The organism is Halomonas sp. ANAO-440 (assembly GCF_019915905.1).
Lineage (GTDB): Bacteria > Pseudomonadota > Gammaproteobacteria > Pseudomonadales > Halomonadaceae > Halomonas > Halomonas chromatireducens.
The window spans coordinates 20178-35762 of the sequence record NZ_JAHXBV010000013.1; the positions used below are offsets into that span (position 1 = coordinate 20178).

Annotated in this window: 12 protein-coding genes; all 12 read left to right on the forward strand. The window is 64.1% G+C overall.

The window, feature by feature from the left end; all coding sequences use genetic code 11:
• Window positions 1-191: 191 nt before the first annotated feature.
• The 12 genes from KZO25_RS10840 (at window position 192) to KZO25_RS10895 (ending at window position 15552) form a co-directional block, all read left to right on the forward strand.
• Window positions 192-845 carry a hypothetical protein gene (locus tag KZO25_RS10840; RefSeq protein ID WP_066452039.1) on the forward strand — a complete coding sequence of 218 codons (654 nt, stop codon included), beginning with the start codon at window positions 192-194 and terminating at the stop codon, window positions 843-845.
• A gap of 163 nt (window positions 846-1008) precedes the next feature.
• Complete coding sequence (locus tag KZO25_RS10845) at window positions 1009-1896, forward strand: metal ABC transporter permease (protein ID WP_223136980.1); 888 nt, start codon at window positions 1009-1011, stop codon at window positions 1894-1896.
• Window positions 1897-2119: 223 nt separating this feature from the next.
• A complete protein-coding gene (locus tag KZO25_RS10850) occupies window positions 2120-2857 on the forward strand; it encodes a metal ABC transporter ATP-binding protein (protein WP_223137097.1) in 738 nt (245 codons plus the stop codon).
• Window positions 2851-3741, forward strand: a complete 891-nt coding sequence (locus tag KZO25_RS10855; RefSeq protein ID WP_066452042.1) for a metal ABC transporter permease — start codon at window positions 2851-2853, stop codon at window positions 3739-3741. Before KZO25_RS10850 ends, KZO25_RS10855 begins: the two co-directional genes overlap by 7 nt.
• A 40-nt stretch (window positions 3742-3781) precedes the next feature.
• Window positions 3782-5056 carry a metal ABC transporter solute-binding protein, Zn/Mn family gene (locus KZO25_RS10860; protein WP_223136981.1) on the forward strand — a complete coding sequence of 425 codons (1275 nt, stop codon included), beginning with the start codon at window positions 3782-3784 and terminating at the stop codon, window positions 5054-5056.
• Window positions 5057-5584: 528 nt separating this feature from the next.
• Window positions 5585-6808 (forward strand): ABC transporter substrate-binding protein, encoded by a 1224-nt coding sequence (locus tag KZO25_RS10865; RefSeq protein ID WP_223136982.1) that lies wholly within the window; start codon window positions 5585-5587, stop codon window positions 6806-6808.
• 219 nt (window positions 6809-7027) lie between these two features.
• Entirely contained in the window at window positions 7028-8590 is a 1563-nt protein-coding gene (locus tag KZO25_RS10870) for a fatty acyl-CoA synthetase (RefSeq protein ID WP_223136983.1), read from the forward strand.
• A 2-nt stretch (window positions 8591-8592) separates the two neighbouring features.
• Window positions 8593-9753, forward strand: a complete 1161-nt coding sequence (locus tag KZO25_RS10875) for an acyl-CoA dehydrogenase family protein (RefSeq protein ID WP_223136984.1) — start codon at window positions 8593-8595, stop codon at window positions 9751-9753.
• A gap of 36 nt (window positions 9754-9789) precedes the next feature.
• A complete protein-coding gene (gene bktB, locus KZO25_RS10880; RefSeq protein WP_223136985.1) occupies window positions 9790-10980 on the forward strand; it encodes a beta-ketothiolase BktB in 1191 nt (396 codons plus the stop codon).
• Between the two features lie 44 nt (window positions 10981-11024).
• The gene (locus KZO25_RS10885) at window positions 11025-12677 is read left to right on the forward strand and encodes a fatty acid--CoA ligase (RefSeq protein WP_223136986.1); all 1653 of its coding nucleotides are present in this window, start codon (window positions 11025-11027) and stop codon (window positions 12675-12677) included.
• 192 nt (window positions 12678-12869) lie between these two features.
• Window positions 12870-14606 (forward strand): AMP-binding protein, encoded by a 1737-nt coding sequence (locus KZO25_RS10890; protein WP_223136987.1) that lies wholly within the window; start codon window positions 12870-12872, stop codon window positions 14604-14606.
• A 49-nt stretch (window positions 14607-14655) separates the two neighbouring features.
• Window positions 14656-15552: a bile acid:sodium symporter gene (locus KZO25_RS10895; RefSeq protein ID WP_066452047.1), complete on the forward strand. Its 897-nt coding sequence runs from the start codon at window positions 14656-14658 to the stop codon at window positions 15550-15552.
• The last annotated feature ends 33 nt before the right edge of the window (window positions 15553-15585 follow it).

Below are 15585 nucleotides of genomic sequence, written 5' to 3' on the forward strand. Positions count from 1 at the left end.
TTAAAAATTGACTCAAAGTACTCATTTACACCGCGTAAACTCCGTCTTTTCGTCAATTTTTGCCTAGTCTGATCTTCGCTCGCCGCCTTTTTAGACAACGCCTAGACTCTACGGTATCGCTTCATGCCGGTCACTGTCGGTAGCTCCGCTTTGGTCGAAAAAAATAGCAACACTCGCCATTGGAGATGTCCATGTCCTCGTCACGCCTGCTTGCCTGCCTGGTCGCTGTGCTGTTGGCCGGTTTCGCCCCCTTCGCCGCCGCCCAGGAATTCCAGGCCTACGAAGACGCCCTGGCCCGGGGCGAGCGGCACGCCAACTACTGGCAATACGGCTGGGCGGGGGTGTATGCCACCACACTGGCGGTGAACGCCTATCAGGCCAGCGAATCGAGCAGCCGCGACGATCGCTACGATGCCCGGGTGGGCGTGGTGAAGTCGGCCCTGGCGCTGGGCGGCACCCTGATGGATCGACAGCCGCACCCACAGGCCTACCGTGAGCTGCGTGATGGCGATCAGGATATCGACCGGGCCCGGCAACTGATGCACTCGGTCGCCGATGAGGAGCGTCGTCGCCGCAGCCTGGAAGCCCGACTGGGCTCGCTGGCCGTGAACACGGCCTCGGGGCTGCTGATCGGCGTGGGTGATGGGCGCGGTCGCGACGGCGCGATCAACTTCGCGACCGGCATGTTGATCAGCGAACTGCAGCTGCAGAGCCAGCCGCGCCAGGCAACCGCGGCGATCAACCGCTTCCAGCCTGCCCGGGTGTCGGTGGGAGACATGCACCTGAACGGCGAATACGCCCTGCTGGTGACGCCGAACCAGGTCGGGGTAGCACTGCGCTACTGAATTCATGCCGAGCCAGGGCGAGACGGACCTTGCCCTCGGTTTGCCAATGCCCGGCCCCTTGCCTTGTAGACCCCTTGCCTTGTAGACCCCTTGCCTTGTAGACCCCTTGCACAATAGCCTCGCTCTCGTTATTGTTATGTTATAACATTTCTTGGAAATCCTGATGATCGATTCGCTCCTCTGGTGGGTCATCTCGCCGCTGGACTACACCTTCATGCGCCGGGCCCTGGTGGCCTGCATGGCGCTGTCACTGACCGCCCCCATCCTCGGCGTGCTGCTGATGCTGCGCGGCATGAGCCTGATGGGCGAGGCGCTCTCCCACGCGATTCTGCCCGGCGTCGCAGTAGCCTTCATGCTGGCCGGCTTTTCGCTGCCGCTGATGATGCTGGGTGGCGTGGCAGCGGGGCTTGTCACCGTGGCCACGGCCAGCAGCGTGACCCTGTTCAGCGGCCTGAAGGAGGACGCCGCCATGGCCAGCCTGTTTCTCGTGGCCATGGCCGCCGGGGTCATGATCATCTCGCTCTCGGGCAGCGCCCTGGACCTGGGGCATGTGCTGTTCGGTTCGATACTCGCTGTCGACGGCCGCACCCTGCTGCTGGTCTGCCTGGTCAGCAGCCTGGTCCTCGTTGGTCTCGCCATCAGCTTCCGGGCGCTGGTAATGGAGTGCCTGGACCCGCAGTTCCTGACGCTTCAGGGCAGGCATGCCGGCTGGACCCATGGGCTGTTCATGTGCCTGGTGGTGCTCAGCCTGGTGGTGGGCTTCCAGTCCCTGGGTACGCTGATGGCCGCCGGCCTGATGCTGCTGCCGGCGGCCACGGCGCGCTACTGGAGCCAGCGCCTGGAGGGAATGATCGCCATCGCCATCGGCTGGGCATTGGCCTGCAGCATCACGGGGCTGCTGGTCTCCTATCACGCCGGGCTGCCCAGCGGGCCCACCATCGTTCTGCTGACGGGCGCGGGCTATGCGCTCTCCGTGCTGTTCGGTCCCTGCAACGGCGTGCTGGTTCGCCGGCGCACGCCCCAACGGGTTTTGCGTCACGAAAAAGGGTGAGCCCCTCCCCGCCGGCCGTCTTATTTGTTATGTTATATCCTAGATTATCGCGCCGAGAGACCAACCCCATGGCACATAGTTCACGTTCACACCGACACCGCCAGGAAGGGCCTTGCCATTTCTCTCTGATGTCGCTTTCCGCCACGCGCCGACTGCTGCTGGCCGCCGCACCGCTGGCCGCACTCTGGCTAGCCGTCTCCTGGGCGGCAGGGTGGTGGGGCTGATGGAGCAGGAAGCCACTTCCCGACTGCAGTTGCACGACCTACAGCTGGCCCAGGCCAATCGCACCGTGCTCGAGCATGTGGACGGCCGCTTTCGCGACGGTGCCATCACTGCGCTGGTGGGTGCCAACGGCACCGGCAAGAGCACGCTGATCCAGGGGATCATGGGCATGCTCAAGCCGGTGGCCGGCCGCGTGGCGTGCTCGGTGCCCAAGGAGCGCCGCGCCTGGCTGCCACAGCAGCTGGCCCTTGACCTCACCTTCCCCATGAGCGTGGAAGAGCTGGTCATGACCGGCAGCTGGCCAAGCCACGGGGCGCTCGTCGGGTACTGCGCCCGCCACTATCGCCGCGGCCGCGAGGTCATGGCACGCCTGGGCATTTCGCACCTGGCGCACCGCCCACTGGGCGAGCTCTCCGGCGGCCAGCGCCAGCGCGCCCTGATCGGCCGAACCCTGATGCAGGAAGCGGAGCTGCTGCTGCTCGACGAACCCTTCGCCAATGTCGATAGCGAAACCGTGGATGTACTGATGACGGTGCTGCGTGACATGGCCGCCAGTGGCGCCACCCTGATTGTGGTGCTGCACGACATGGAGCAGCTCTCGCGGCTGGCCGACGAGGTCGTGGTACTGGCCAACGGCCACGCCCACTGGACCTCGCCTCAGGCGATTGTCGAGGGCCATGCACCCGTTGCCGGCACTGCCCGGCTGACGCTGGGCATCCCGGGAGTCAGTACATGCTAGCGCTGCTCTACGAGTGGCTGATCGCCCCCTTCGACTACGGCTTCATGCGGCGCGCTGCCGTGGGCAGCCTGGCCCTGTCGCTGGCGGCGCCCCCCATAGGGGTCTTCCTCATGTTGCGGGGCATGAGCCTGATCGGCGATGCCATGGCCCATGCCATTCTTCCCGGCGTGGCGCTGGGCTTCCTGCTCGCCGGCTTCTCGCTGCCGATCATGAGCCTTGGCGGCGTGCTCTCGGGGCTGCTGGTGGCCATGCTGGCGGGTAGCGTGTCGCAGATGACCGGCCATCGGGAAGACTCCGCCATGGCCAGCTTCTTCCTGATCTCGCTGGCAGCCGGGGTGATGCTCGTGTCACTGGGCGGCAGCAGCGTCGACCTGACCCATGTGCTGTTCGGCTCGATCCTTGCCGTTAACACCACCGCCCTGATCCTGATCGCGGCAATCAGCAGCGTGATCGTGATTACCCTGGCGCTCATCTTTCGCGCCCTGGTGGTGGAGTGCCTCGACCCGCTGTTCCTGCGCGGCCAGGGCATGCATGGCGGCCTGGTTCACGGGATCTTCCTCGGCCTGGTGGTACTCAACCTGACCGCCGGCTTCCAGACCCTGGGTACCTTGATGGCCGTGGGCCTGATGATGCTCCCGGCCACGACGGCGCGCTTCTGGAGCAAGCGCCTGGAGGGGCTGATCGGCACCGCCATACTGCTCGCCATGATCGCCAGTATCGGCGGACTGCTGCTGTCGTATCACCTGAGCATTCCTTCAGGCCCCGCCATCATCCTGCTGGCCGGTGTGGGCTACATGCTCTCCGCCCTGCTCGGCCGCCACCACAGCCTGACTGCGCGACTGCGCCGACGCGCGGCGCCGCTTGGCGCTCCCGAACCTCACTGATTGCTGCATAAACCCCGACAACAAGCCAAGGAGTTCTCGCATGCGTAATATCAAGCCCTCCGCCCTCATGATCGGCGCCACGGCCATGCTCGCCTTGCCTGCCGCCTTCGCCGCCGAACGCGTACAGGTCGTCACCAGCTTCAGCATCCTGGCCGATATGGTTGAAAACGTGGGTGGCGAACACGTCGAGGTGACCTCGCTGGTCGGCCCGGACAGCGATGCCCACGTCTTCTCGCCCAGCCCCCGTGACGCCCGTAACCTGGCCGATGCGGACCTGGTGGTTTTCAACGGCCTGCTCTTCGAAGGCTGGATGGAGCGCCTGATCGATTCCAGCGATTACGCCGGCCCGCTGGTGACGGCTACCGACGGTATCGACAAGCTCGACTACCATGGCCACGACCATGACAAGGCACATGGCCATGACGATCATGATGAGCATGGACACGATCACGGCCATGACGACCATGGACACGATCATGACGATCACGGCCACGACGACCATGGACACGATCATGACGATCACGGCCACGACGACCATGGGCACGATCATGACGATCACGGCCACGACGACCATGGACACGATCATGACGACCACGGCCACGATGACCATGGACACGATCATGACGACCACGGCCACGGCGATCATGACAACCATGACGACCACGGCCACGATGACCACGACCATGCGCATGGCGAACACGATCCCCATGCCTGGCAGGACCTCGCCATGGGCCAGGTCTATGTCGGCAATATCCTCGAAGGCCTGATCGAGGCCGACCCTGACAACGAAGCCGCCTACCGCGAGAATGCCGAGCGGTATATCAACGAGATTCAGGCCACCGATGACGAGATTCGGCAGCTGATCGGCGAGATTCCCGCCTCTACCAGCGTGATCACCGGCCACGACTCATTCGGCTACTTCTCCAATGCCTACGGCCTGCGCTTCCTCTCCCCGGTGGGGCTCTCCACCGAAGCCGAACCCAGCGCCGCCGACATGGCGCGGTTGATCGACGTGATTCGCGAGCAGAACGTCAAGGCACTGTTCCACGAGAACATGACCAGCCCGGCGATCATCAACCAGCTGTCGGAGGAGACCGGCCTGCCCATCGCCGGCACCCTCTACGCCGACGCCCTGGCCGCCGAAGGCGACGCGAGCACCTACCTCGGCATGATGCGTCACAATGCCCAGGTGCTGCATGACGCCCTTGCCGAAGAGGGCCATGATGATCATGGGCACGGCGACAGCCATGACGACCATGACCATGAACATGAACATGAACATGAACATGACGACGACCATGGGCATAGCCACTGACCGGCGATACCAAGCGCGCCGCTAGCGGCAGCGTAAACCACAGCGGGGGCGCCAACGGCGCCCCTGTTGCTTTCAAGGCTTGCCAGGCCATCCCTTCCTTTCAAACAGCAATTTCGCTCTTGCTACATGCCACGCGCTTTCAGAAAACTGGCATGTTTTGTAACGCTGCCTTTGCCATGGCATCGTACCCCTTCCCAAAAAATTCACTCAACATATTGATTCTCAATATCTTACTGAGCAGAAAGCCGCACGCAGCATGATGATCACCATTAAGACCAAAGTCTTAGCACTTCATGTTGCCGAAAAAAATGGCACGAAATGCAAAAAGAGTGGCGTGATGCGTAAAACCGCAGCGTGGGTTTCCTCCTACCATGAAACAGCGCCGGATCGGCCGGAATGGAGCCATCCACATCCAGCCAACACCTTACGCACAAAAGTTCACACGAAAATACACAGGTTATCCACAACTTGAATCCAGCACCGTCGATAACCGACGGCTCGTACAACAACAACTCACAAGGCAACAGAATGCACGCTACCCACCGCTTCGCCATGGGCGCACTCGCCGCCTCCGTCATGCTCGCCGGCCACGCCGGTGCTGCCGAGATCACCGACAACGAGATTCGCATCGGCTACCTGGCCGACATGTCGGGCCCGTACCGCGACCCCATCGGCCCCCAGGGGCTGGATGCCATCGAAATGGCCATCGAGGACGTCGGCGGCAGCGTAGCCGGTGCCGATGTCGTGGTATTCAGCGCCGACGACCGCAACAGCCCCGACGTGGGCTCGAGCATCGTGCGCGAATGGATCGACGAGCGAAACATCGACATGGTCACCGGGCTGGTCGCCTCATCGGTCACACTTGCCGCGGTCAAGCTGCTGGAGGAACAGAACCGCCTCGGGCTGGTCAACGGTGCCGTCTCCTCCGGGGTCACCAACGAGAGCTGTTCGCCCAACCATATCCACTGGGTCTACGACACCTGGGCCATGTCCAACGGTACCGCCAAGGCGATCACCCAGGAGGGCAACGCCAGCTGGTACCTGCTCAGCGCCGATTACTCCTTCGGCCACGCCCTGGAGGGTGACGTGGAGCGCGTCGTCACTGAGAACGGCGGCACCATCGTGGGCAAGGCGCGACACCCCTTCCCCACCAGCGATTTCTCGTCGTTCCTGCTGCAGGCCCAGGCATCGGGCGCCGACGTGATCGCGCTCAACAACGCCGGCGCCGACACCGTCAACGCCATCGCCACCGCCGGTGAATTCGGCATCACCCAGGCGGGGCAGATACTCGCCGGCATGGTGCTGTTCAGTACCGACGTGCGCAGCATCGGGCTCGAGGCCGCCCAGGGGCTTCAGTTCACCAAGGCGTGGTATTACGACCTGAATGACGAGACCCGCGCCTGGGCCGAGCGTTTCCGCGAACGCACCGGCAGCATGCCGACCATGGTTCATGCCGGGCTCTACTCCAGCACGCTGCACTATCTCCAGGCCATCGACGCCATCGGCACCGACGAGGCCCAGGCGGTGCGCCAGCAGATGGCCGAAACCCCGATCAACGATATCTTCGCCACCGATGGCTATATCCGCGAGGACGGCCGCATGGTCCACGACATGTACCTGGTGGAGGTGAAGTCGCCGGAAGAGTCGCAGGACGAGGACGACCTGTTCCGGATCGTGCGTACCATCCCGGCCGAGGAAGCCTTCCGCCCGCTGTCAGCGAGCCAGTGCCACCTGGTTAACAACGATGCCTGAGCGCCGTGACCGGAGACGTGACATGAGCGTTTCTCGCCCTGGTTCACCATCGCGTGCCAGCGCCTCCCTGCTGTGGGTGCTCTGCGCCGATGAATCTCCCATGCCCCCGGCTGAAGCCGGGGGAAGCGCCGAGGCATCGTCACGACGGCCGAGTCGGCCAGCCCCAGCCGACGTTTCGATACGACCCACGATGCCTGATAGCTCCAGGAACCGATCAACATGACAACGACAACATCATCACGCATCCAGCAGAACACCATCGGTGCCGCCCTGAGCCGCAGCGCCCGCAAGCACCCCACCAGGCTGGCGCTGGCCTTCGATGAGCGCCGCTGGCACTACGCCGAACTCGACCGGGCGGTGAACCGGGTCGCCAACCGGCTCCTCGCGGCGGGCCTTTCTCCCGGCGATCGCCTGGCGGTGTACGGCAAGAATTCCGACGCCTACGTGATCGCCTGGCTGGCGGCCACCCGCGCCGGCCTGGTGCACGTGCCGATCAACTTCGCCCTGAGCGCCGACGAGCTGCGCTATATCCTCGAGCAGTCCGGCGCGGCCGGGCTGCTCAGCGACCTGAGCCTGGCCGACACCGTGACAAGCGCGAGCGAAGGGCTCGGACTCACGCTTTCGGGCACCCTGCATGCCGATGAGGCACAAGGCTTCGACGTGCTGCAGCTGGCCCTCGACAGAGACAGTGCCGAGAGCGACGACAGCGAGCCGAACGTGGCCGTGGAAGGGGCCAGCCTGGCCCAGTTGCTCTATACCTCGGGCACCACCGCGGCACCCAAGGCGGCGATGATGACCCACCAGGCGCTGCTCGCCGAGTACATGGCCTGCATGGTGGAGCTCGACATCAAGGGCGACGAGCCGATGCTGGCGGCGCTGCCGCTCTATCACTCGGCGCAGATGCATGTGTTCCTGATGCCGGCCCTGCTGCTCGGCGCCCCGGTGCACCTGCGCGAAGCGCCGCTGCCCGACGACTGCCTGACGCAGATCGCCAGTGAAGGCATCGTCTCCTTCTTCGCCCCGCCCACGGTGTGGATCAGCCTGCTGCGCCACCCCGACTTCGACAGCCACGACCTGAGCCGACTGAAGAAGGCGTATTACGGAGCCTCGATCATGCCGGTATCGGTGGTGGAAGAACTGCAGCAGCGCATTCCCGGTGTGGGGCTCTACAACTGCTACGGCCAGAGCGAGATCGCCCCGCTGGCCACCGTGCTGCGCCCCGAGGAGCATGCGGCACGGCCGGCCTCGGCGGGTCGCCCCATCCTCACGGTGGAGACGCGCATCGTCGACCTGGAGATGAACGACGTGGCACCCGGCGAGCACGGCGAGATCGTGCACCGCTCGCCCCAGCTGCTCACCGGTTACTGGGACAAGCCGGAGATGACCGAGGAGGCCTTCGCCGGCGGCTGGTTCCACTCCGGCGACGTGGGCTACTTCGACGAGGGGGGCTATCTCTACATCGTCGACCGCATCAAGGACGTCATCAATACCGGCGGGATCGTGGTGGCCAGCCGCGAGGTCGAGGAAGCCCTCTTCAAGCATGACGCCGTCTCCGAAGTGGCCGTGGTGGGCCTGCCCGATGCCAAGTGGATCGAGGCGATCACCGCCGTGGTGGTGCTCAAGGAGGGCCGCGAGACAAGCGAGGAGGCGCTGATCGCCCACGCCAGGGGCCTGATGGCGCCCTACAAGGTGCCCAAACGAATCCTCTTCGCCGACGCCCTGCCCAAGAGCACCGCGGGCAAGATCCTCAAGCGCCAACTGAGAAAGGAGCTTCACGCCTGACCATGAGCACACCCGATGACGACATGACCGCCCTGTTCCACGACATGATCCGGCGCTGCCTGGAGCAGGAGGTCGCCCCCTGCTACGAGGCGTGGGAAGAGCTGGGCGAGATGCCGCGCTCGCTGTGGCACAAGCTCGGCGAGGCCGGGCTGCTGGGCATCGACCTGCCGGAGGAAGTCGGCGGCAGCGGCGCCGACTTCGCCATCACGCAGTTCGCCCTGGAGGAGATCTCGCGGCAGGGGTTCGGCGGGCTGGCTAGCGCCTACAACATCCACGCCAATATCGTCATGCCCTACCTGCTGCATGTGGGTACCCCGGCGCAGCAGGAGAGGTGGCTGCCGGCCATGGCCCGGGGCGAGGCCATCGGCGCCATCGCCATGACCGAGCCCAATGCGGGCAGCGACCTGGCGGCGATGAAGACCCGGGCCCAACGCACCGACGAGGGCTGGCAGCTCGACGGCGCCAAGATCTTCATCACCAACGGCCAGGTGGCGGATATGGTGATCGTCTGCGCCAAGACCGACACCGCCGCCGGGGCCAAGGGGGTGTCGCTGTTCCTGGTCGACACCTCGCTGCCGGGGTTTTCCCGTGGCAAGTCGATCAAGAAGATCGGCCAGCACGCCAGCGATACCGCCGAGCTCTTCTTCGACGGGCTGCAACTTCCCGCCGACGCCCTGCTCGGCGACGAGGGCGCCGGCTTCCGCTACCTGATGCAGGAACTGCCCCGCGAACGCCTGGGGGTTGGCGCCCAGGCGCTCGGCGCCATGGAGGGCGCCCTGGCGCTGACCCTGGACTACGTCAAGGAGCGCCGCGCCTTCGGCCAGGCCGTGGGGGACTTCCAGAACACCCGCTTCACCCTGGCCGAGGTGCGCGCCAAGATCGACATGGGCCGCGCCTACTTCGAACACTGCGTGGCCAAGTATCGCCGCGGCGAGATGAGCAGCACCGATGCCGCCATCCTCAAGCTCGAGCTCAGCGAGATGCAGTGCCGCAATATCGATGCCTGCCTGCAGCTCTTCGGCGGCTACGGTTATACCCGGGAGTATCCGATCTCGCGCTTCTATGTGGATGCGCGGATCCAGACCATCTACGCCGGCACCTCCGAAATCATGAAGGAGGTGATCGCGCGCTCGCTGCTCGGCAGGGGTGCCACGCCGGGCTGACGCCAGGCTCGGAATCCGTCATTCAGGAGACAGACCATGCTATTCGACTCAGTCGTCATTCTCGACGGGGGCCGCACCGCCATCGGCAGCTTCGGTGGCAGCCTGGCCGGCCTCGCCCCCCATGAGATGGGCAGCATCACCGCCCGCGAAGCCATCCGCCGTGCCGGCATCGAGGCCGGTGCCATCGACCACTCGGTCTATGGCCATATCATCACCACCGGCCCCCAGGATGCCTATCTGGCCCGTCATATCGCCCTGGAGGCCGGGGTGCCCGAGGGTGCCGCGGCATTCAACGTCAATCGCCTGTGCGGCTCCGGCGTGCAGGCGCTGCTCTCCGCCGCCCAGCAGATCGCCCTGGGCGACAGCCATTTCGCCCTGGCCGGGGGTGCCGAATCGATGAGCCGCGGCGCCTACCTGCTGCCGCCACAGGCCCGCAACGGCCTGCGTATGGGCCACGCCAGCGTCACCGACCTGACCCTGGGCATCCTCAGCGACCCCTTCGGCAGCGGCCACATGGGCGTCACCGCCGAGAACATCGCCAGCCGCTTCGGCCTGACCCGCGAGGAGGTCGACCGATTCGCCCTGGAGAGCCACCACAAGGCCGCCCACGCCATTGCCGAGGGTCGCTTCGACGGCCAGATCGTGCCGGTCACGGTGCGCGAGGGTAAGGCCGAGCGCCAGTTCGACCGCGACGAGCACGTGCGCGACGGCGTGACCCTGGCCGACCTGGGCAAGCTCAAGCCCGCCTTCCAGAAGGAGGGGCTGGTCACCGCCGGCAACGCCTCGGGCCTCAACGACGGCGCCGCCAGCCTGGTGCTGGCACAGTCCGACGAGGCCAGCCGACGTGGCCTGACGCCCCGGGCGCGGATCGTCGCCGGCACGGTCGCGGGGGTCGAGCCCTCGCTGATGGGCCTCGGGCCGATCCCCGCGGTGAAGCGCTGCCTGGCCCAGGCCGGGCTCACCATCGGCGACATCGACGTGATCGAATCCAACGAAGCCTTCGCCGCCCAGGCCTTGGCGGTGGCCCGGGAGCTCGACTTCCCCCTCGAACGCCTCAATCCCAACGGCGGCGCCGTGGGCCTCGGCCATCCGGTCGGCGCCACCGGGGCGATCCTGGTGCTCAAGGCGCTGGCCGAGCTGGAGCGCACCGGCGGCCGCTACGGGCTGATTACCCTGTGCATCGGCGGCGGCCAGGGCATTGCGCTACTCATCGAGCGCCAACGCTGAGCGACAGGCGAAGCCTGGACGGAAACAACGACAAGGAGCCGCACATGAACAGCGTCACACCCAAGATCCTGCCCGCCACGCCTTCGGCCACCAACCCGCCGCTGCTGATCGGCGACCTGCTCGACTCCGGCGTGCGCATGGCCGGGGACAACCAGATCGTCTACCGCGACCTCTCCCGCCACGACTATCGCCGCTTCCGCGAGCGGGTCCATCAGCTCGCCCACCTGCTGTCGGCCCAGGGCGTCAAGGCCGGCGACGTGGTGGCGGTGCTCGACTGGGACAGCCATCGCTACCTGGAGGCGTTCTTCGCCATCCCCATGATCGGCGCGGTGCTGCATACCGTGAACGTGCGCCTGGCGCCGGAGCAGATCCACTACACCATGGAGCACGCCGAGGACGACTTCGTGCTGGTGCATGAGGACTTCGTGGCACTGCTCGAGCCGCTGGCCGACAAACTGCCGCGCATTCGTGGCTACCTGCTGTGCCAGGATGCCCCCTCGTCGGTGGAGAGCTCGCTGAACCTGGCCGGAGAGTACGAGGCGCTGCTGGCCGAGCAGCCAGGCCACTACGACTTCCCCACCTTCGACGAAAACGCCATCGCCACGCTGTTCTACACCACCGGCACCACCGGCAACCCCAAGGGCGTGTTCTTCACCCATCGCCAGCTGGTTCTGCATACCCTGGCCGAGGCCAGCACCTTCCAGACCCCGGGCTTCGAGCTGCTCAACTGCGACAAGGTGTACATGCCGATCACCCCCATGTTCCACGTCCACGCCTGGGGTGTGCCCTATACCGCCACGCTGATGGGCGCCACCCAGGTCTACCCCGGGCGCTACGAGCCGGAGATGCTGGTCAAGCTGCTGGTCGGCGAGAAGGTCGACTTCTCACACTGCGTGCCCACCCTGCTCAACATGGTGGTCAGTGCCGATGCCATCGCTTCGGGCAAGGTCGACCTCAGTGGCTGGAAGGTGCTGGTGGGCGGCAGCCCCTTGACCCAGCCGCTGTGCCGCAAGGCGTGGGAGCTGGGCATCGATACCCGCAGCGCCTACGGCATGTCCGAGACCTGCCCGCTGCTTACCGCCGACATCCTGCCCCGGGACATCGACCAGGCCGACTTCGAGACCCAGCTGCCCTGGCGCTGCAAGGCGGGTGTCGCGGTGCCGCTGGTGAGTCTCGAAGTGGTCGACGAGGACGGCAACCCGCTGCCCCAGGACGGCGAGAGCATCGGCGAGGTGCGGGTGCGGGCGCCCTGGCTGACCCAGAGCTACTACAAGGAGGAGACCCGCAGCGAGGAGCTGTGGCGCGATGGCTGGCTGCACACCGGCGACGTGGCGGCCCTGGACGAGCGCGGCTTCCTGCAGATCCGCGACCGCATCAAGGACGTGATCAAGACCGGAGGTGAGTGGGTGTCGTCGCTGGACCTGGAGAACCTGATCGGACAGTACCCCGGGATCTCCGAGGTCGCGGTGATCGGTGTCGCCGACGACCAGTGGGGGGAGCGCCCCGCGGCCCTGGTGGTGGCCAGCGACCTCAACCACCCCCCCGAGGCGGAGCAGGTGCAGGCGTTTCTCCAGCAGTTCGTCGACCAGGGCAAGATCAACCGCTGGGCGATTCCCTCGTTCATCCGCTTCGTCGACGAGATTCCCAAGACCAGCGTGGGCAAGCTCGACAAGAAGCGCATTCGCCAGGAGGTGTGAGCCAGGCAGGCAGTGGCAGGAAGGGGGCGCCCAGCGACCTGGACTGCTGCTGTTCAACTGTTGTTCAGCCGCAGAGCTGGTTACTGTATGCATGAAGGCAATAAAACAGGCCTGAGTCGCCGTGCCGGCAGATAGAACCGCCTTGTGCAACAGCCAGGCCCTTCCCCAGAGGGCATTCACGAGAGGCCATTCATGTCGAATGTTCATTATTACAATAACAAGTCCTGGGCAAGTCACTACCGGGCCGCCCGTTCCGAAACGGGTGAAGCATCTGCCAGCCATCACCTGCATGACAACCTGCCTGCGCTCATTCAGGCGGCGGGAAACACCTACAGCCAACAGCTCGCCTTCACCACCTGCATGCCCAATGGCATGAATGGTCGCCTGACCTACGGCGAAGTCGAAGAAATGTCGGATGCCTTCGCCGTTTATTTACGCGAATGCGTCAAGCTGGAGCCCGGCACCCGCGTGGCCGTACAGATGCCCAACTGCCTGACGCTACCCGTTGTAGCCTTCGGCATCCTCAAGGCCGGCTGTATTCTGGTCAACGTCAATCCGCTCTACACCAAGCGGGAAATGGAACACCAGTTCAACGACAGCGGTGCGCAGGCCCTGGTCATTGTCGATATGTTCATCGACAAGCTGGAATCTATCCTCGAGCGGACCGAGATCAAGCAGGTGGTGGTCACTTCTATAGCCCAGTGGTTCCCCCCTGCCGTGAAGGGCGTATTGCAGCTGGTGCTCAAATACTGGAACCGGGTGCTCCCCAGGCACTCATTGGACGTCGACACCATCGATCAGGCACTGAGCAGAGGACGAGAAGCGAAGGCCGCCCACAGCATCGATGTAAGCCAGTACTGGCAGCATCTGGACCGCTCGGATACCGCCTTGCTGCAATATACCGGGGGCACCACCGGGGTCAGCAAGGGCGCCGAGCTTACCCACGGCAACCTGATCAGCAACCTGGAGCAGGTGGACTCCGTCGCCGGTGATCACATCGAACCGGGCAAGGAGTGCATCCTCACGGCGTTGCCGATCTACCACATCTTTGCCTTCACCGTTAACCTGCTGGCGTTTTATCACAAAGGGGCGCACAACGTTCTGGTGCCCAGCCCGCGACCCATCCAGAACTGCCAGCGCGCTTTCGACAACTACCCCATCTCGTGGATCTCTGGCGTCAATACGCTTTATAACGCCCTGCTGAACGAGGAGTGGTTCACCGTCTATCCCCCTCCCTCCATGAAGGTGGCACTGGCCGGTGGCACCGCGCTGCACAAGGCTGTCGCCGAGCGCTGGCGTGCGGTGGTCGGCAGTCCAATTGCCGAGGGCTATGGGCTGACGGAAACCTCCCCGGTCATCTGTTTCAACCCCATCGGCCAGGAGCGCCCAGACTGCATCGGTATACCGGCACCGCAAACCGATGTGCGCCTTGTCGATGAGCAGGGCGAGCCGGTGCCGGTCGGTGAGCCGGGCGAAATCATCGTGCGTGGTCCTCAGGTCATGAAAGGGTACTGGAATCGTCCCGAGGAAACCGCCAGTGCCATCAAGGATGGCTGGTTCTACACGGGCGATATCGGTGTCATGGCTGAAGACGGCTATTTCAAGATTGTCGATCGCAAGAAAGACATGATTCTTGTCAGCGGCTTCAACGTCTACCCCAATGAAGTCGAGGATTGTATCGCCCGTATTCCACAGGTGCAGGAGTCAGCGGTCATTGGTGTCGCCAATGAGCAGACCGGCGAAGCCGTCCATGCCTATGTGGTTCTGCGCGAGGAGGGCATCACCGAGAAGGACGTAATCGCGCACTGCAAGCAGGAGCTGGCTGCCTACAAGGTGCCCAGGAAAGTCGTGTTCTGGGGCGAGCTGCCCAAGACACCGGTCGGCAAGGTCTTGCGTAAAGAAGTGCGAGCCACAGTCACGAGTGACTGATCGGTTGATTTGTCAGAGAGTTGATAACAACAAAGCTGGAGCATAAAGAATGCTGAGCCCATTGGAAGAGAGCTTACTGTCCATCATGATGGTGATCATCATGTTTGGCATGGGGTCATCGCTGACCTTCAAGGATTTCAGGCTGGCCATGCGCCACCCTCAAGCCGTTGGGGTCGGTTTTGCTTCCCAGTACATGCTGATGCCGTTGATCGCCTTCCTGCTCTCTCGCGTGCTGAATCTGACGCCTGAGCAAACAGTGGGCCTGGTGCTGATCGGCTGCATGCCCGGCGGTACGACATCGAATATATTCGCCTACTTTTCGAAAAGCCTGCTCAGTCTGAGCATCATGATGACCATCTGCTCCACCCTGGCCGGTTTTGTCATGGTGCCTTTGCTGATGGAGTTCTACACCCAGGGCATTGATGATGCCTTCCGTATCCCGCCGGATCAGATCGCCCGGCTACTCTTTGTGCTGCTGATTCCCACGCTTATCGGCATGTGGCTGCGTCGCAAGAACTCGAATATCGGCGCCGTGATAGAGCTGATGGGCGGAATTCTCGGCGCCATCGTCATCCTCTTCCTGGTGGTTACCTGGGTGCCAAGAAACTGGCGTCTGCTAGTGGAAACCGGCTGGGAAGTCTACGCCGCTGTCATCCTGATCGGCCTCATCGGTTTCGCTTTCGGCTACCTTTTCTCCCGCGTGCTGCGGCTGAACCCCCAGAAAGCCAGAACGGTGTCGCTGGAAACAGGTATTCAGAATGGTCCGCTGGCAGCGCTGATTGTCATCATGACTTTTGCCGATGAAACCCAGCAGCTCATCCTGCTGATACCTGTCATGTATTCGCTGTTCATCGTCATCAATTCCACCTTTGCCACCGTCTTCTATCGCCGCTGGACCCGGCGTGAGGAGCTGGCACGGGATCAGGCCAAGGTCGAGCCGACCTGAAGCAGCGCATTCGCCAGGCGACCGGACTCATGA

Excerpts from the sequence above, each read along its gene's own strand:
- KZO25_RS10895 (WP_066452047.1), top strand. The coding sequence starts at position 14,656 with ATGCTGAGCCCATTGGAAGAGAGCTTACTGTCCATCATGATGGTGATC.
- KZO25_RS10840 (WP_066452039.1), top strand. The coding sequence starts at position 192 with ATGTCCTCGTCACGCCTGCTTGCCTGCCTGGTCGCTGTGCTGTTGGCC.
- KZO25_RS10890 (WP_223136987.1), top strand. The coding sequence starts at position 12,870 with ATGTCGAATGTTCATTATTACAATAACAAGTCCTGGGCAAGTCACTAC.
- KZO25_RS10865 (WP_223136982.1), top strand. The coding sequence starts at position 5,585 with ATGCACGCTACCCACCGCTTCGCCATGGGCGCACTCGCCGCCTCCGTC.
- KZO25_RS10845 (WP_223136980.1), top strand. The coding sequence starts at position 1,009 with ATGATCGATTCGCTCCTCTGGTGGGTCATCTCGCCGCTGGACTACACC.
- KZO25_RS10860 (WP_223136981.1), top strand. The coding sequence starts at position 3,782 with ATGCGTAATATCAAGCCCTCCGCCCTCATGATCGGCGCCACGGCCATG.
- KZO25_RS10885 (WP_223136986.1), top strand. The coding sequence starts at position 11,025 with ATGAACAGCGTCACACCCAAGATCCTGCCCGCCACGCCTTCGGCCACC.
- KZO25_RS10870 (WP_223136983.1), top strand. The coding sequence starts at position 7,028 with ATGACAACGACAACATCATCACGCATCCAGCAGAACACCATCGGTGCC.
- KZO25_RS10875 (WP_223136984.1), top strand. The coding sequence starts at position 8,593 with ATGAGCACACCCGATGACGACATGACCGCCCTGTTCCACGACATGATC.
- bktB (WP_223136985.1), top strand. The coding sequence starts at position 9,790 with ATGCTATTCGACTCAGTCGTCATTCTCGACGGGGGCCGCACCGCCATC.
- KZO25_RS10855 (WP_066452042.1), top strand. The coding sequence starts at position 2,851 with ATGCTAGCGCTGCTCTACGAGTGGCTGATCGCCCCCTTCGACTACGGC.
- KZO25_RS10850 (WP_223137097.1), top strand. The coding sequence starts at position 2,120 with ATGGAGCAGGAAGCCACTTCCCGACTGCAGTTGCACGACCTACAGCTG.